Below are 17,613 nucleotides of genomic sequence, written 5' to 3'. Positions count from 1 at the left end.
AACTAGCGTTAGATTTGTATAGATATAAGTTATACTTTTAGTAGGAAAATTAGTAATATTGAGATTTCAAAATAATTTATGTTGAAGTTTCTCCTCTTTTTAAGCCTGGTGCTATTTAACGCCTTTACTCTTGCAGCCCAACAAACTGTCGATTTTACAAAAATAAGTGCAAAAGTTCATTTTTTTCCTTTAGAAAAGAAAGTAAAAGGAAATGTAATAGCGGAATTTAGCGTAAAAGATAGCCTTACAGAAGTGCGTATAGATGCTAAAAACATGAAAGTTAGCATCGATAAAAATACCATAGATGCGCCTAGCATAACAACCACAAACACTCATATTGTTTTACAACAAGATTTTCTTCCTCATAAAAAATATGTTGTACAGTTTAATTATGAAGCTTTTCCTAAGCAAACATTGTATTTTTTGGGTTGGGATAACAAGGCTAGCGAACAAATTTGGACACAAGGGCAAGGGAAATATACGTCACACTGGTTGCCGAGTATAGATGATATGAATGATAAAATTATATTTGATATCGCTTATACCGTACCTGAAAAATATGAAGTTATAGCAAATGGTAATTTAGAGGCTGTTAAAAAAGCAAATAAAAATAAAACTTGGTTTTATAGCATGAAAAAACCTATGAGCAGTTACTTAGTAGCAGTTGCCATAGGTAAATATAAAGAAACCATTAGGTATGCCAATTCTGGGGTAGCATTAAAATTGTATTACGAACCCCAAGATTCCTTAAAGGTAGAACCTACGTATAGATACACAAAAGAAATTTTTGATTTTTTTGAAAAAGAAATAGGCGTGCCCTATCCTTGGCAAAATTATAAACAAATACCCGTTCGGGATTTTCTATATGCTGGGATGGAGAATACTTCGGCAACTATTTTCTCAAACCAGTTTATAACCGATAGCATTGGGTTTATCGACCAGAATTATGTAACTGTTAACGCTCATGAGTTGGCGCACCAATGGTTTGGGAATTTAGTAACAGAAACTTCAGCAAAACACCATTGGCTACACGAAGGTTTTGCTACTTATTACGCGCTTTTGGCAGAGAAAGAAATTTTTGGGGAAGATTATTTTCATTACAAATTGTTTACCACAGCAGAGCAGCTTAAGCAGTTGAGCGATAAGGGGAGAGGAGAAGCGGTATTAAATCCTAAAGCAAGTTCGCTTACTTTTTATCAAAAAGGGGCTTGGGCATTACATATTTTACACAATAAGGTAGGAGATAGTATTTTTAAAAAAGCAGTAAAAAATTACTTGCAAAAGCATCGATATAAAAATGTAACTACCGCAGATTTTTTAGCAGAAGTAGAAAAGTTAACAGGAAACTCGTTAGCTGATTATCGAGAAAACTGGTTGGAGCAATCAGCATTTAAAGCTTCAGAAGCATTGGCTGTATTGAAAAAATCTAATTTTATAAACGACTGGTTGCAAATTGCTGCTAAAGCAACATTTCCGTTAGACCAGAAAGCAGAAGAGTTTTTGAGTATATTACATCCGTTGGTAAATAATTATATAGGACAGGAAATAGTACGTCAAATATTGCAAAGTCCAGCTTCCGAACTTCGAAATAAACTTTTAAAACAAGCCCTAAAAACCAATAATATTTTTCTAAGGCAAGATATCGCCATAGGCTTAAAAAAGATTCCCTTTGGATTGCAGCAAGCGTATGAAAGTTTATTAACCGATGCGTCTTACCTTACCCAAGAAAATGCCCTGTTTAATTTATGGATGAATTTTCCAGAAAAGAGAACAACCTATTTAAAGAAACTAGAAGGCGTTACAGGGTTTTCTAACAGAAATATAGAACTACTATGGCTTACATTAAGTTTAGTAACCCCAGAATACACAGGAGTTTCTAAAAAAGATTTATACGAAACTTTATCGGCTTATACAGCGGCAACAAACCCTATTTATGTAAGAGAAAATGCTTTTGGATACCTATATCAAATAGATGCATTTACTTCAGGAAATTATACAGATTTACTACGAGATGCCCAGCATGATGTATGGCGCTACCGAAACTTTTGTAGAGAATTACTAAAAAAAATATACCAATCTGAAGTTCATAAAGAAGCTTTAGATTTACATATAAAAACATTAAACACAAGCCAACAAGAACTATTTTTTAAATTATTATCACCATGAAAGCACTAGTTATATCTGGCGGCGGAAGTAAAGGTGCTTACGCAGGGGGCGTAGCCCAATTCCTTATAGGTAAGCAGAAAAAAAACTACGATATTTTTGTAGGAACTTCTACAGGGAGTTTACTGTTGCCACATTTAGCATTAGGTAAGCTAGATAAATTGCATGAAATTTATACCAATGTAAACCAGCGGAAAATTTTTAGTCTAAGTCCTTTTGTGGTGAAAAAAAAAGGCAATAGAGAATATGTAGCCATTAATTTTAAAAATACAATATTACAGTTTATAAAGAAAAAGAGAACTTTTGGAGAAAGTAAAAACCTGCGTAAACTTATAAGAAATAGTTTCACACCAGAAGAGTTTGAAAGTATAAAAGCTACGAGGAAAGATGTTATTGTAACGGTAGCTAACTTATCTAAAAGTAGTGTAGAATATAAATCGATACAAGATTTTTCGTATGAAGAATTTTGTGATTGGATTTGGATATCTTGTAATTACCTTCCTTTTATGAGTCTTGTTACTAAAAATGGCTATGAATATGCTGATGGCGGATTTGGAAGCGTTGTTCCAATACGAGAGGCCATAAAAAGAGGAGCAACCGAGGTTGATGTAATTATTTTAGAGTCGGAAAACATGGAACGAAATAAAGTTTTAGGTAAAAATCCATTTTCTTTAATGTTAAGCTTATTTGGTTATATGGTAGATCAAGTAGAACGAAGCAATATTATAGAAGGAAAACTTGCAGCGATTAATAAAAACGTAGTGCTTAACCTGTATTACACACCTAGTAAACTTACCGAAAATTCATTGATTTTCAATAAAAAATTAATGAGTCTTTGGTGGGAGCAAGGTTATGCTTATGCAGAAGAGAAATATTTAACCTTACAAAAAAATAAATTAAAATAATTCTCGGGCTTCTTTTTTTATAAACGCAATCCCGGTCGTGCTAGGAGCATTTTTATCAATAAGTTCGGTAAGTACAACCTCCCGAAGTTTATCGGGAGAATCTACTTTGTCCGACATATTAGCCTGTCTAATTAAAGAAATAGTGGCACTTTTTGTAGCCTTGATGGCGTGCCAACATGCATCACTAATATAAATTTGTTGAGCAAGATTATGTTCAAATTCAGTTTCGATATTCTGAATTAGTAAATTTTCATAATCATGTTTACTGTCGTTATACGGTTTTATTCTTACTAATAAACTTCCAGGATCAATGCGTTCTAAAAAAAGTGTCATTCGTTCCATTGCTTGTAACCTAAGCGGCGTTAAGGTTTTACTGTTTTCTCGCCTAAGCATAAAATCTCTTTTTTGATTTTCATTAGCTATAAAATTACTAAAGAAATAATAACAGATAAATGCAACGACTAAAGCTGGTAAAACACTAAAGAAGACTTGAACAAAATTAACATCATTAAACATTGTAGAAAGTTTTTTAGTTAGTAACGAATTTTTTGTTTATCTATTGTAGTTTGTCCATTTAACTCACGGTAATTACCTCCAAGGAAAGGGCATTCCATAAGGGCTTTCATGCTCTCAAAAGGAACTTTTGTTTTGTGGTATTCAAACGAATCTGCCAAAGATTTTGTAAAATCTTGGTCGCTGAGGTTCATGTCTACATCATCCATAGTAAATTGGCAAGGATGCTCGTAACCACAGGCGTGTGTGATTTCTATAAACTCTTTGCAGAAGTTTTTAAAATAGTAACTTAATCTTTCTGCTTTATTGGCTACGTTAATCCCAGATTGCAACCATTTATTTTGTGTAGCAATGCCTGTTGGGCAAGTATTATTGTGACAAGATTGAGCTTGGATACAGCCAATACTCATCATAGCTTCCCTGGCTACGTTAAGTATATCTGCGCCCATGGCAAAAGCCATAGCAGCTTTACTTGGGAAACCTAATTTACCACTTCCTACAAAAACAATTTGGTCGCTAAGGTTTACGTCTTTAAATATTTTATAAATATTTCTAAAGCCATACATCCAAGGCATAGCAACGTGGTCTGCAAAACTTGGAGGCGCGGCTCCTGTACCGCCTTCACCGCCGTCAATACTAATAAAATCGGGACCTTTTCCTTGTTCTTTCATCAAACGAGCAATAATTCTCCAATCATCAAGTTTTCCGATAGCAGCTTTAATACCAACAGGAAGGCCTGTTGCATTGGCAATTTTTTCTACAAAATCTATCATTTCTTGGTTGGTGCTAAAAGCACGATGATAAGGTGGTGAAATAACATCTTTCCCTAGCGGAACTCTACGGATTTTAGAAATTTCTGGTGTGATTTTAGAGGCGGGTAATACACCTCCTTTTCCAGGTTTTGCTCCTTGAGAAAGTTTTATTTCGATAGCTTTTATACAAGGGTTTTCTTCTACCAATTTTACTAAAGCATCTATCGAGAAGTTTCCTTCTTCATCACGAACACCAAAATACCCTGTTCCTATTTGGTATACAATATCGCCGCCTTGTTTATGGTACGGAGATAAACCACCTTCGCCAGTATTGTGGTATGCGTAACATTTGGCAGCTCCGCTGTTTAGCGATTCTACGGCTCTTGCTGATAAACTACCAAAACTCATTGCAGAAATGTTTATTACCGATGCTGGCCTAAAAGGTTTTCTGCGTTTATGGTGTAAGCCCATTACTTTTGCACAAGGAAGAAAGTAGGGGTCAGAAATATTAGGGTTATCTGCCTTCATCCGATAAGGAGAGATGGCATTTTTTATAAAGATATAGTTGGTTTCGTATATATTTTGATCGGTACCAAAGCCTTCGTAGTTGTTTTGATTTTTTGCCGAAGCGTATACCCAGCTGCGTTCAACCCTGTTAAACGGAAGCTCCTCGCGGTTATTTGCTACAATGTATTGCCTTAATTCAGGGCCTATACTTTCTAGGATATACCTAAAGTGCCCAACAAAGGGGAAGTTGTGTGTAATAATGTGTTTTTTGTTAAAGAAAACATCTCTTACGATGATAAGCAGGATTATAAACAAAATCCACTGCCACCAAGTAATGTCACCAAGAAAATCAACGATTTTATCCATAAAATTTAGGAGTTTTTTTAACGGGCTAAAGTATTAAATTTATTTCGATACAAACAATACTTTTGATAATTGTTTATAATTTGATAATTGTTTATAAATTGCTTACCATTATCAAAGTTAGCTAAAGTAAAATTAATAAATTCCGTCCCTAAAAAAGAATTGTTTTGGAAAATTATATCGATGAATTGAATGAAGCGCAGCGTGCTCCTGTATTGCAAAAGGATGGCGCTATGATGGTTATAGCAGGTGCTGGCTCTGGAAAAACAAGAGTGCTTACCTATAGGATAGCTTATTTGATGAGTAAAGGTGTAGATGCTTTTAATATTCTATCCTTAACCTTTACCAATAAAGCTGCTAGAGAAATGAAGGCTCGTATAGCCCAGATTGTAGGAAATAGTGAGGCAAAAAACCTTTGGATGGGAACTTTTCACTCTGTGTTTGCTAAAATACTTCGTTTTGAAGCCGATAAATTGGGTTACCCGTCTAACTTTACCATATACGATACGCAGGATTCTCAACGGCTTGTTTCGGCTATTATAAAAGAAATGCAATTAGATAAAGACGTCTATAAGTATAAGCAAGTTTATTCTAGAATATCATCTTATAAAAATAGCCTGATAACGGTAAAAGCCTATTTTAATAATCCAGAATTACAAGAAGCAGATGCCATGGCAAAACGTCCGCGGTTAGGAGAAATATATAAAGCCTATGTAGATAGGTGTTTTAAAGCAGGTGCCATGGATTTTGATGATTTATTATTAAGAACCAACGAGCTGCTTACTCGGTTTCCAGAAGTTTTAGCAAAGTACCAAAACAGGTTTCGCTACATTTTGGTAGATGAGTACCAAGATACAAACCACTCGCAATACCTTATTGTAAAAGCTTTAAGCGATAAATTTCAAAACATTTGTGTTGTAGGAGATGATGCACAAAGTATTTATGCATTTCGAGGGGCAAACATCAATAATATTTTAAATTTTCAACGCGATTATGATGATGTGCAGGTATATCGATTAGAACAAAATTACAGGTCTACAAAAAATATAGTAGAAGCTGCCAACTCGGTGATTGATAAAAATAAAACTAAACTAGAAAAAGTAGTTTGGACAGCTAACGAAGAAGGAGCGAGGATTAAAATAAACCGTTTAGTTACCGATGCGGAAGAAGGAAGATTTGTAGCGCGGTCTATTTTCGATAATAAAATGGAAAATCAATTAAACAATGGAGATTTTGCTATTTTATACAGAACCAACGCGCAAAGTAGAGCAATAGAAGATGCATTGCGTAAACGCGATATCCCGTATAGAATTTATGGCGGATTATCTTTCTACCAACGTAAAGAAATTAAAGATATTCTTGCTTATTTACGCTTAGTGGTAAACCCTAATGATGAAGAAGCATTAAAACGTATCATAAATTTTCCAGCACGCGGAATAGGAGCCACTACAATGGATAAATTAGCCTTAGCTGCTAATCATTACCAGAAGTCTATTTTTGAAATCATAGAAAACATAACAAGAATAGACCTAAAAATAAATGCAGGAACTCGTACAAAGCTTACTAATTTTGCTAACATGATAAAGCATTTCGAGGTTTTAACAAAAACAAAAAATGCCTTCGAAATTACAGAACAAGTAGCTAGACAAACGGGGCTTTTGTTAGAAATGAAAAAAGATGGTACACCAGAAGGAATTGCAAGAGTAGAAAACATCGAGGAATTGCTAAATGGTATAAAGGATTTTGTAGAAGGGCAAAAGGAAATAGCTGATGCTACAGGATCACTTACCGAGTTTTTGGAGGATGTAGCTTTAGCAACCGATATGGATAAAGCACAAGAAGATGAGGATAGAGTGGCTTTAATGACCATACATTTGGCCAAAGGTTTAGAGTTTCCTTACGTATATATTGTAGGGATGGAAGAAGATTTGTTTCCTTCTGCCATGAGTATGAATACCAGGGCAGAGTTAGAAGAAGAACGGCGTTTGTTTTATGTAGCACTTACACGAGCAGAAAAACAAGCATTTCTTACTTATACACATTCTCGTTACCGTTGGGGGAAACTTATAGATGCCGAACCTAGTAGATTTATAGAAGAAATAGACGATAAATTTAAAGAGTACCTATTTGCTCAAAAAGATAATTACACCTATAAATCACCTATAGGTAGAGATATATTTGGCGAAGTAGATAAAAGCAAATTAAGGCAAACAAAACCACAAAAAGGAACACCACCACCTTCACATCGCCCAACAGATAGTCAGCTTAAAAAACTAAGAAGATTAAGACCTGTAAGTAATACAGAAACACAACAATCGTCTAGTGCTACAAAAATACCAGCATTAGAAAAAGGGCAACGGGTAAGCCATGCAAGATTCGGAAACGGAACTATTGTGGGAGTAGAAGGAATAGGACAAGATAAAAAAGCAGAAATAGACTTTGACAGCGGAGGAATAAAAAAATTATTACTGAAATTTGCTAAGTTAGATATGTTGTAAAGTTATTTTTTTAATTAAAAAAATAACAAGTTTGTAAAAACTAAAGTAAAAATAACTATCTTAAGGCTTTTAATAAAAACAAACACTATTAATATGGCAGAGCTTATAAAAATCTATGAAGAAAATCCTTCAGCTAAAGAAATACAAAAAGTAGTAGATGTATTAAAAAACGGAGGTTTAATTATTTACCCTACCGATACCGTTTATGGTTTAGGTTGTGATATAACCAATACCAAAGCCCTAGAAAAAATAGCCCAATTAAAAGGAATAAAATTAGCCAAAGCCAACCTCTCTTTTATTTGTAAAGATTTGAGTAATATTGCAGATTACGCTACTTTAGATAGCAGTACATTTAAGCTGCTTAAACGCAGTTTACCTGGTCCATATACGTTTATATTAAACGGAAGCAATAATTTACCAAGTGTGTTTAAAAAGAAAAAAACTGTAGGAATTAGAGTTCCAAAAAACAATATCGCACTAGCAATAGTAGAAGCCTTAGGAAACCCAATTATATCAACCTCAATTAGAGACGAAGATGAAGTTTTGGAATATACCACAGATCCTGAATTAATAGCAGAAAAATGGGATAAACATGTAGCTGTAGTTATCGATGGAGGTTATGGCGACAACATAGCTTCTACCGTAATAGATTTAACCCAGTCAGAACCAGAAGTGGTTCGAGAAGGAAAAGGGAGTTTAGATATTTTTTAACCTATAAAAATAACAATACAAAAACGGCTGCATATTTTGCAGTCGTTTTTTATTAAAAAACCTACAATTTTAAAACAATTAGAAGGTAGTTTTTAGCGTTAAAAATAGTACTTTTGCAGCCTGAAAACAACACAACACTATGAGCAACACCAAAAAAATTCAATCCGCATTAATTTCAGTATTTCATAAAGATGGTTTATCGCCTATTGTAGAAGAGCTACATAAACAAGGTGTAACCATATATTCTACAGGAGGAACAGAACAATTTATCAAAGAAAAAGGCATCCCTGTAGTACCAGTAGAGGAGGTAACTTCTTATCCTTCAATTTTAGGAGGACGCGTAAAAACATTACATCCAAAAGTGTTTGGAGGTATTTTAAACCGCCAAGATAATGAAAGCGATGTGGAAGAAATGAAAAGTTTTGAGATTCCTCAATTAGACTTGGTGATTGTAGATTTATATCCGTTCGAGAAAACAGTAGCCTCAGGTGCTTCAGAGCAAGATATTATAGAGAAAATAGATATCGGAGGGATTTCTTTAATCCGTGCAGCTGCTAAAAATTTTAAAGATGTACTTTGTGTATCTTCTATGCAAGATTATACCGAGCTTTTAACATTGCTACAGGAAAACAACGGAGAAATTAGCCTAAAAAACCGAAAGCGTTTTGCAGCAAAAGCCTTTAATATTTCTTCGCATTACGATACGGCGATTTTTAACTACTTTAACGAAGAAGAAGTAGTTTATAAAGAAAGCCAAACACAAGGTAAACAATTGCGTTATGGCGAAAACCCACATCAAGAAGGTTTCTTTTTTGGAGATTTTGATATAATGTTTGATAAATTACATGGTAAAGAATTATCATATAACAATTTATTAGATGTAGATGCAGCGGTAAACCTAATGGAAGAGTTTAAAAATGAAGCCCCAACATTTGCTATTTTAAAACATAATAACGCGTGCGGATTAGCACAAAGAGATACCGTTTTAGAAGCTTATACAGATGCATTGGCAGGCGACCCCGTTTCGGCTTTTGGCGGAATCTTAATTAGTAACACAGAAATAGATGCAGCTACAGCTACGGAGATTCATAAACTTTTCTGTGAAGTGGTAATCGCACCTTCATACAGTGCAGAAGCGATAGAAATACTTAAAGGAAAGAAAAACAGAATTTTGTTAACACAAAAAGAAGTAGCCCTGCCTACAAAAACAGTAAGAACCTGTTTAAATGGTGTTTTGGTACAAGATAAAGATTTAAAAACAGACGCTGCTAAGGATTTAAAAACAGTAACAAAAGTAACGCCAACAGAAGCACAAATAGCCGATATGCTATTTGCTTCAAAACTATCTAAACACACCAAATCAAACACCATAGTACTTGCCAAAAACAAGCAACTTTGTGCAAGTGGAACAGGACAAACCTCTCGTGTAGATGCCTTACGCCAAGCAATAGAGAAAGCAAAAGCTTTTAAGTTTGATTTAACAGGAGCGGTTATGGCTAGCGATGCCTTTTTCCCTTTCCCAGATTGTGTAGAAATAGCAGATAACGCAGGGATAACCGCTGTAATTCAACCTGGAGGTTCTATAAAAGATGAGTTAAGCATAACTTATTGCGATGAAAATAAAATGGCAATGGTTATGACAGGAACTCGTCATTTTAAACATTAATTTTATACATTTACAGATTAAACCCAAATACAATATAAATTAACTATGGGATTTTTTGATTTTTTGACAGAAGAGATAGCAATAGATTTAGGAACCGCCAATACTTTAATTATCCATAATGCTAAAGTAGTGGTAGATAGTCCTTCTATTGTAGCACGTGATCGGATGACAGGAAAAATTATAGCAGCAGGAAAAGAAGCTGCTATGATGCAAGGAAAAACCCATGAAAATATAAAAACTATCCGTCCGTTAAAAGATGGAGTAATAGCAGATTTTGATGCTAGTGAACAAATGCTTACGCGTTTTATAAAAGAAATTCCTGCATTAAAAAAGAAACTGTTTGCACCAGCATTACGTATGGTAATCTGTATTCCATCAGGAATTACAGAAGTAGAAATGCGTGCAGTAAAAGAAAGTGCAGAACGTGTAAACGGGAAAGAAGTCTATCTAATCCATGAACCTATGGCTGCAGCCATAGGGATTGGAGTAGATATTATGCAACCTAAAGGAAATATGGTGGTGGATATAGGTGGAGGAACTACCGAGATTGCCGTTTTAGCCCTAGGAGGTATTGTTTGTGACCGCTCGGTAAAAGTAGCAGGAGATGTTTTTACAAATGATATTATATACTACATGCGTACGCAGCATAACCTTTATGTAGGAGAACGTACCGCCGAAAAAATTAAAATCCAAATAGGAGCAGCCACCGAAGATTTAGAAGTGCCACCAGAAGAAATGAGCGTACAAGGAAGAGATTTACTTACAGGTAAACCCAAACAAGTAGATATTTCTTATAGAGAAATAGCAAAGGCTTTAGATAAATCTATCTTACGTATAGAAGATGCTGTGATGGAAACCTTATCGCAAACCCCACCAGAATTAGCTGCAGATATATATAATACTGGAGTATATTTAGCTGGAGGAGGTTCAATGCTTCGAGGTTTAGATAAACGTTTATCTCAGAAAACAGATTTACCAGTATACATAGCAGAAGATCCTTTACGTGCTGTTGTAAGAGGAACAGGAATTGCACTAAAAAGTATAGAGAAATTTAAAAGTATTTTAATAAAATAAGAATAGTAATAAAGTAAGTGTTTTATGCAGCAAATAATAAATTTTCTTATCCGTTATAAGAATACTTTGTTGTTTTTACTATTATTAACAATTGCATTATTTTTTACTATACAGTCTCACCAATATCATAAAAGCAAGTTTATAAACTCTACCAATTTTATTTCTGGAGGTATTTATACTAAACTAAATGCAATTGATAAATATTTCTATTTAGAAAAAGAAAACAACTTATTACTAAAGGAGAATAAACTGTTGCGAGAACAAGTAGCGAGTTTTAAATATATGCAGGATACCATGATTAACGATTCTGTAAATAAAAATTATCCTTATCATTACATCACTGCAAAGGTGATAAGAAATCAATATAATAAAATAGATAATTTTATTCTTATCAATAAGGGAGATAAACATAAAGTAAATAGTGATTTAGGGGTAATAACAAGTAAGGGGATTGTAGGGATTATTGAAAAAAGCAGTACTAATTACGCTCGTATTATTTCTATTTTAAATACTAACTTATCTATAAGTGCCCAGCTTAAAAAAACAGAACATTTTGGAAGTTTACTTTGGGATGGCAAATCACCAAATACACTTCAATTACAGGATATACCTAGAATGGCTCCTGTAAAGGTTGGCGATACAATTGTTACATCAGGGAAATCGTTTATTTTTCCTAAAGGAATCCCAATAGGAGTTATTAGCGATTATAAATTAGACCAAAATGATAATTATGGTACTATAAATGTACACTTGTTTAATGATATGACGAGTTTAAGCTATGTTTATGTGATAAAAAATAACAACAAAGAAGAATTGAGTAATTTTTTACAAGAAGATGAATAATTTATGGATAGAAAATATAAGCCGTTATGTAATTCTTGTTTTATTACAAGTAACATTATTAGATAACATCTGGTTTTTAGGCTATATAAATCCATACCTATACGTGCTTTTTATATTATTATTGCCATTAAATCTAAACCAATGGAAAGTCCTTTTTATAAGCTTTCTAGCAGGATTAAGTATAGATATGTTTCATGATTCTGGAGGAGTACATGCAGCAGCTTGTTTGGTAATAGCCTATTTTCGCCCTTACCTATTACGCTGGGTATTTGGGGTAAGTTTTGAGCACCAAACTTTAAAATATAGTCAAACTCCTTTTCGTCAGCGTATGGTGTACGCAACTATTATGGTGGTAATTCATCATTTTATATTATTTTTATTAGAATATTTTGATCTATCATTTATACTTTTAATCCTTAAGAAAACGTTATTCTCTAGTATCTTTACCATACTTTTAATTATTATTGGAAGTATGTTATTTAAGCGTAATACAAGTACATGAGAAAATTAGTTCCTATTTTATTAATTGTAGTTGTCGGGATTATTTTTATAGCACGTTTGTTTTACATGCAAATTTTAGATGATTCTTTTAGTAAGCTATCACAAACCAATGCTGTTAAAGTAGAGTACGATTATCCGCAGCGAGGATATATTTTTGACAGGAATGGAAAACTATTAGTTGCCAACCAGCCCTCTTACGACGTTATGGTTGTTCCAAGAGAAGTAACAGCCTTTGATACACTAGAGTTTGCAAAACTATTAGGTATAGATGAGATTCAATTAAAAAAATCTTTAAAAAAAGCCCGTGTTTATTCCTCTAGGCTTCCTTCGGTAGTAATTCCACAACTCACAAAAAATGAGTACGCCTATTTACAAGAAAAACTTCGTAAATACTCAGGATTTTATATACAAAAACGATCACTACGAGATTATAAAACCAAAACAGGATCAAATGTTTTAGGTTATATAGCAGAAGTAAATCCACGAGAAATAAGCGCAAACCCTTATTATAATTCGGGCGATTTAACTGGTAGGCAAGGTGTTGAGAAACAATATGAAAAATTATTAAGAGGCGTAAAAGGCGTAAAGTATCTTCAGAAAGATCGTTTTAACAGAGAAATAGGCCCTTATAAAAATGGTATTTATGATACGCTTCCCGTAAAAGGAAAAGACATTAGCCTTACCATAGATGAAAAATTACAAGCCTATGGGCAAATGTTAATGACAAATAAACATGGAGGAATTGTAGCCATAGAGCCACAAACAGGAGAGATTTTAAGTTTAGTAACTGCTCCAAGCTACGATCCAGCCTTATTAGTAGGACGTAAACGCTCTAAAAATTTCACCAAACTCTGGTATGATACCATAAATAAACCTTTGCTAGATAGAGGGCTACAAGCAATGTACCCTCCAGGTTCACCCTTTAAAGCCTTAACCGCACTTATCGCATTACAAGAAGGGGTTATAAACACAAAAGAAACCATGGCCTGCCACATGGGGTTTAGCTATGGGAGACGCTCACGGATGGGCTGCCATTACCATAAAAGCCCAGTAAGCTTGGTACCAGCATTAGCTCAATCTTGTAATACCTATTTCGCAAAAGCATATTGGAGAACCATAGAGAATTACCCCACAGCTCCTAAAGGAATGGACGCTTGGCAAAAGCATTTAAAAAGTTTTGGTTTAGGAGATTTTTTAGGCTACGATCTACCAATTGGACAACCTGGGCGTATTCCTGACGGAGATTACTATAACCGATGGTATCCAGATATACGCTGGGCAGCTTCTTATACATTATCTAACGGAATTGGGCAAGGAGAAATAGCAACTACACCTATACAATTAGCCAATATAACGGCAGCTATTGCTAACCGAGGTTGGTATTATACACCACATGTTTTAAAAAGCATAGAAGGAAACCCTATAAAAGATACCATGTATACAAAAAAACGCTATACTACCATAGATACAAAGCATTTTGAACCTATTGTGGAAGGAATGCATGGGGTTTATAATTATGGAACAGCTAGATCTTTAAGAATTCCTGGAGTAGAAATTTGTGGAAAAACAGGAACTGCAGAAAATTTTACCCGTATAGATGGGAAACGCGTACAACTTACAGATCATTCTATCTTTGTAGCATTTGCTCCAAAGGATGACCCTAAAATAGCATTGGCTGTTTTCGTGGAAAATGGATACTGGGGATCTCGATATGGGGGAAGAATAGCGAGCTTGATGATAGAAAAGTACTTAAATGATACCATTACTCGTAAAGATTTAGAAAAATGGGTGATGTCGCATAGCCTAGAAGAAGAATATTTAAAACCCTATAGCGGCGAGTCATTTAAAATTAATCAATAATGAGAAAGTTTATAACAGCAGTAGATTGGTTAAGCATTTTCTTGTACCTAATTTTAGTAGTTTTTGGTTGGATGAATATATATTCTGCTTCTTTTTCGGGAGAGACAGGAGGCTGGTTTGACGTAGATCAGATATACGGTAGGCAAGCTTTATTTATTGGGTTAAGCTTTATATTAATAGTATTTATATTTTCATTAGAAGCAAAATTTTACGAACGCTTTTCTAGTGTAATATATTTAGTTTCAATAGCATCTTTATTAGGGCTTTTTATATTTGGAAAAACCATTTCTGGCGCCACGGCATGGTATAGTTTTGGGAGTTTTGGGTTGCAGCCTAGTGAATTTGCTAAAGCAGCAACCGCCTTGGCTTTGTCTAAGTATTTAAGTGATATTCAGGTGGATATGAAAAGTATAGAGAATCAACTTAGGGCGCTTGCTATTATATTTATACCTGCATTTTTAGTACTTATACAACCAGACCCAGGTAGTTTTTTGGTTTATATAGCTTTTTTATTCCCTATGTATAGAGAAGGATTATCTAGTAATTATATTCTACTTATATTAATATTAGTAATGCTTTTTGTTTGTACGCTTCTTATAGGGGCTTTATATGTAAGTTTATGCGTTTTGTTGCTGGTTTTGTTGGTGTTGTTTTTTAATCGCAAAAAGAGGCGGAAACGCTACAGCAGATATCTTCTTTTTGTGGTTGGAGCAACAATATTTTCTTTTTCTGTAAACTATATTTTTAATAATTTGTTTAAACAACATCATAGAGATAGGTTTAATATTGTATTAGGAAAAGAAGTAGATAATAGAGGAATAGGCTATAATACCAATCAGAGTGAAATTGCCATAGGTAGTGGAGAGTGGTTTGGAAAAGGCTGGCTTCAAGGAACGCAAACTAAAGGAAATTTTGTTCCAGAGCAACATACCGATTATATTTTTAGCACCGTAGGTGAGGAGTGGGGTTTTATAGGAGCTTCGTTTGTGATTTTGGTTTTTATAGGCTTACTTATTCGGTTAATTTTTGTGGCAGAACGCCAACGTACAAAGTTTAGTAGGATATACGGGTATTGTGTAATAGGAATTTTATTTGTCCATTTTTCGGTAAATATAGCTATGGTTTTGGGTATTTTTCCAACAGTAGGTATTCCTTTACCATTTTTTAGTTATGGAGGCTCTGGTTTATGGGGCTTTACATTGTTATTGTTTATTTTTATAAAACTAGACAGTACTCGCTTATTAGCAAGAACTTGATTAAAAAACAAAATAAAAAATGTAACTTTAGAGAAATAAAAAAGGTCGTCTGAAAAGTAATTTTTAGGCGATTTTCTTTTCTGTGTATTTACACACTTGGATGAGGTAGTACCTCTTAAATTTATTACTCGGAAGCTGAATTTAGAGAACCCGTATTGGTAAACCAATACTCAAAAAGTAATGTAGTCATTATTGAACCGCCGTATACGAGACCCGTACGTACGCTGGTGTACTCAGTACATTGTTATTTTTGCTATAGGACTTCGTGAATATAAATAGTTGAGAGGCGAACTCTGTACCTATTTGGGTGCGGAGTTGTTTACTTGGTTAGCAAGCGTATTTATTCTTTTTTTCCGAACCATATTAAATTGTCCTTATAATCGATTTGACTATTTTTATATGTTCTAAAAGTAATTTTTATAGATGTTTCTTCTAGACGATTTTTTATAGAATCCAATTGAGTATGGGTGATGTTTTTGTCAGCGATTAAATTGAATCTTAAAAACTTTTTTAGTTCGTTTCTTGTGTTATTTTTAAATTTGGTAACCTCTTTCTCTAAATTTTTCAAGTCAGTAGATGAGTCAGTTTTTACAATAAAATTTTTATGTTTAAATCCAGCATAAATATTAAAATTTAAACGTTTGGGTTGGCTTATGTTTTTAAGTTCATCATTACATTCAGGTAATTCAATTTCCAAATCAATTGTCTTTCTAAAAAAGTCAAACGTATTTTTCGCTTTCCTCAATTCTGGGAGTTGAATTATCGTGTCTCCTAAAACTTCAAGGTTTAATAATTCGTTTGATTTATCTAATGTATAAGAGTAAGTTAATTGCTTTTTATCTGTAAATCCCTTTATGTGAGTTAAGAAAATATTATTTTTATTTACTTTCCATTCTTGGGAATATCTACCCAACATCATATCATAAATAATAAGGGAGTCGTTATAGAATTGAAATTCTATAATATCCTTGTCATTACTATATGCATACCAGTTTCCAAGTAATTTCTCTTTCTGCTCAATAGGGGAGCAGCTAAATATGAAAATTAAGAAAATGTATTTTAAAATGTTTTTCATTCAAATTAATACCAACGCCCTGACGGATATGACGATTTGCGTTGAAGTGAAAACTTCAAGAGCAAAGAGAGCTATTAGACGTAATTCGTTATATCCGTTTGTTGTCGAGAGTTCACCTATGTAGGCGTCTCAAGTCAATAATTATTAATAATTTACTACAAATATAGCGAATTACAGTCGTACTGTCAGGGCGTTGTTCGAGAATAGCTCAAAAAGTAGTGTATCATTATTGAACCGCCGTATACGAGACCCGTACGTAGGGAGGTGTACTCAGTACATTGTTATTTTTGTTATAGGACTTCGTGAATATAAATAGTTGAGAGGCGAACTCTGTACCTATTTAGGTGCGGAGCCGTCTACTTGGTTGGGCGTTCGTTTTTATTTATCAATTAATTTACCAAGTTCTTTTGCTCTTGCATTAGCTTGAATAATACCTTCATTAATTTTGGATTTTATATCAAATGAATGAAATATACCCAAAGCGGCTTCAGTTGTTCCTCCTTTTGACGCTACTTTTTCAATCCACTCTAAATTTGATAAATTGCTTCTGTTTTGTAATTGTGTAGAACCCAGAAACGTTTGTTGCACTAAAAACTCCGCTTCCGATTTTGTAAATCCTAAATTTATTGCCGAGTCAATTATCGCATTTATAAAATAATAAACGTAAGCTGGCCCACTTCCTGAAATAGCAGTTGACGAGTTAATCATTTCTTCATTTTCAATGAATAATGATTTTCCAGTGGTATTTATTAGATTTTGAATAATAAATAAATCTTTTCTATCTACTTCTTGAGAAGCCGTAAAAACGGTCATGCCTTGTCCTATTTGTGTCGGAATATTTGGCATTGACCGAATTATTTTTTTGACTTGTAATTTTTTTGAAATATTATCAATTGAAACTCCAGCCATTACTGATAAAATCAAAT

Annotated in this window: 14 protein-coding genes; 10 read left to right on the top strand and 4 right to left on the bottom strand. The window is 33.9% G+C overall.

What is annotated here, in order from left to right; translation table 11 throughout:
- The first annotated feature begins 78 nt into the window (after positions 1-78).
- Both GGR32_RS09805 and GGR32_RS09800 read left to right on the top strand, forming a co-directional pair.
- On the top strand, positions 79-2,166 hold the full coding sequence (locus tag GGR32_RS09805; protein WP_183478029.1) for a M1 family metallopeptidase: 2,088 nt from the start codon (positions 79-81) through the stop codon (positions 2,164-2,166).
- On the top strand, positions 2,163-3,068 hold the full coding sequence (locus GGR32_RS09800; RefSeq protein WP_183478028.1) for a patatin-like phospholipase family protein: 906 nt from the start codon (positions 2,163-2,165) through the stop codon (positions 3,066-3,068). Before GGR32_RS09805 ends, GGR32_RS09800 begins: the two co-directional genes overlap by 4 nt.
- Here GGR32_RS09800 and GGR32_RS09795 read toward each other — a convergent pair.
- Both GGR32_RS09795 and GGR32_RS09790 read right to left on the bottom strand, forming a co-directional pair.
- Entirely contained in the window at positions 3,060-3,584 is a 525-nt protein-coding gene (locus tag GGR32_RS09795; RefSeq protein ID WP_183478027.1) for a DUF7935 family protein, read from the bottom strand. The genes GGR32_RS09800 and GGR32_RS09795 overlap by 9 nt on opposite strands.
- A 17-nt stretch (positions 3,585-3,601) precedes the next feature.
- Positions 3,602-5,206 (bottom strand): FMN-binding glutamate synthase family protein, encoded by a 1,605-nt coding sequence (locus tag GGR32_RS09790; RefSeq protein ID WP_183478026.1) that lies wholly within the window; start codon positions 5,204-5,206, stop codon positions 3,602-3,604.
- Positions 5,207-5,370: 164 nt separating this feature from the next.
- Between GGR32_RS09790 and GGR32_RS09785 the strand changes: the two genes are divergently transcribed.
- From GGR32_RS09785 to rodA, 8 genes are all read left to right on the top strand, one after another.
- Entirely contained in the window at positions 5,371-7,701 is a 2,331-nt protein-coding gene (locus GGR32_RS09785) for an ATP-dependent helicase (protein ID WP_183478025.1), read from the top strand.
- 93 nt (positions 7,702-7,794) lie between these two features.
- Complete coding sequence (locus GGR32_RS09780; protein ID WP_183478024.1) at positions 7,795-8,412, top strand: L-threonylcarbamoyladenylate synthase; 618 nt, start codon at positions 7,795-7,797, stop codon at positions 8,410-8,412.
- A gap of 139 nt (positions 8,413-8,551) precedes the next feature.
- The gene (purH, locus tag GGR32_RS09775) at positions 8,552-10,078 is read left to right on the top strand and encodes a bifunctional phosphoribosylaminoimidazolecarboxamide formyltransferase/IMP cyclohydrolase (protein WP_183478023.1); all 1,527 of its coding nucleotides are present in this window, start codon (positions 8,552-8,554) and stop codon (positions 10,076-10,078) included.
- 45 nt (positions 10,079-10,123) lie between these two features.
- A complete protein-coding gene (locus GGR32_RS09770; RefSeq protein ID WP_183478022.1) occupies positions 10,124-11,152 on the top strand; it encodes a rod shape-determining protein in 1,029 nt (342 codons plus the stop codon).
- 24 nt (positions 11,153-11,176) lie between these two features.
- A complete protein-coding gene (mreC, locus tag GGR32_RS09765; protein WP_183478021.1) occupies positions 11,177-11,995 on the top strand; it encodes a rod shape-determining protein MreC in 819 nt (272 codons plus the stop codon).
- Entirely contained in the window at positions 11,988-12,497 is a 510-nt protein-coding gene (locus tag GGR32_RS09760) for a rod shape-determining protein MreD (protein ID WP_183478020.1), read from the top strand. The genes mreC and GGR32_RS09760 overlap by 8 nt, the downstream gene beginning before the upstream one ends.
- Positions 12,494-14,356 carry a penicillin-binding protein 2 gene (mrdA, locus tag GGR32_RS09755; RefSeq protein ID WP_183478019.1) on the top strand — a complete coding sequence of 621 codons (1,863 nt, stop codon included), beginning with the start codon at positions 12,494-12,496 and terminating at the stop codon, positions 14,354-14,356. Before GGR32_RS09760 ends, mrdA begins: the two co-directional genes overlap by 4 nt.
- A complete protein-coding gene (gene rodA / locus GGR32_RS09750; protein ID WP_183478018.1) occupies positions 14,356-15,612 on the top strand; it encodes a rod shape-determining protein RodA in 1,257 nt (418 codons plus the stop codon). The genes mrdA and rodA overlap by 1 nt, the downstream gene beginning before the upstream one ends.
- A 340-nt stretch (positions 15,613-15,952) precedes the next feature.
- Here the strand turns inward: rodA and GGR32_RS09745 are convergent, their stop codons facing one another.
- Entirely contained in the window at positions 15,953-16,687 is a 735-nt protein-coding gene (locus tag GGR32_RS09745) for a hypothetical protein (protein WP_183478017.1), read from the bottom strand.
- Between the two features lie 378 nt (positions 16,688-17,065).
- On the bottom strand, positions 17,066-17,613 hold a 548-nt coding region (locus GGR32_RS09740), incomplete at its 5' end, for a pyrroline-5-carboxylate reductase family protein (protein ID WP_183478016.1).

Origin of the sequence: Mesonia hippocampi, from assembly GCF_014197445.1 — a bacterium.
Taxonomy (GTDB): Bacteria; Bacteroidota; Bacteroidia; order Flavobacteriales; family Flavobacteriaceae; genus Mesonia; species Mesonia hippocampi.
The sequence above is the reverse complement of the archived record's forward strand: the minus strand, read 5'-3'. Positions and strand labels throughout refer to the sequence as shown.

Bases quoted from the DNA above. Each gene is read 5' to 3' on its own strand.
- GGR32_RS09805 (WP_183478029.1), top strand. From the start codon at position 79: ATGTTGAAGTTTCTCCTCTTTTTAAGCCTGGTGCTATTTAACGCCTTT.
- GGR32_RS09800 (WP_183478028.1), top strand. From the start codon at position 2,163: ATGAAAGCACTAGTTATATCTGGCGGCGGAAGTAAAGGTGCTTACGCA.
- GGR32_RS09795 (WP_183478027.1), bottom strand. From the start codon at position 3,584: ATGTTTAATGATGTTAATTTTGTTCAAGTCTTCTTTAGTGTTTTACCA.
- GGR32_RS09790 (WP_183478026.1), bottom strand. From the start codon at position 5,206: ATGGATAAAATCGTTGATTTTCTTGGTGACATTACTTGGTGGCAGTGG.
- GGR32_RS09780 (WP_183478024.1), top strand. From the start codon at position 7,795: ATGGCAGAGCTTATAAAAATCTATGAAGAAAATCCTTCAGCTAAAGAA.
- purH (WP_183478023.1), top strand. From the start codon at position 8,552: ATGAGCAACACCAAAAAAATTCAATCCGCATTAATTTCAGTATTTCAT.
- GGR32_RS09770 (WP_183478022.1), top strand. From the start codon at position 10,124: ATGGGATTTTTTGATTTTTTGACAGAAGAGATAGCAATAGATTTAGGA.
- mreC (WP_183478021.1), top strand. From the start codon at position 11,177: ATGCAGCAAATAATAAATTTTCTTATCCGTTATAAGAATACTTTGTTG.
- GGR32_RS09760 (WP_183478020.1), top strand. From the start codon at position 11,988: ATGAATAATTTATGGATAGAAAATATAAGCCGTTATGTAATTCTTGTT.
- mrdA (WP_183478019.1), top strand. From the start codon at position 12,494: ATGAGAAAATTAGTTCCTATTTTATTAATTGTAGTTGTCGGGATTATT.
- rodA (WP_183478018.1), top strand. From the start codon at position 14,356: ATGAGAAAGTTTATAACAGCAGTAGATTGGTTAAGCATTTTCTTGTAC.
- GGR32_RS09745 (WP_183478017.1), bottom strand. From the start codon at position 16,687: ATGAAAAACATTTTAAAATACATTTTCTTAATTTTCATATTTAGCTGC.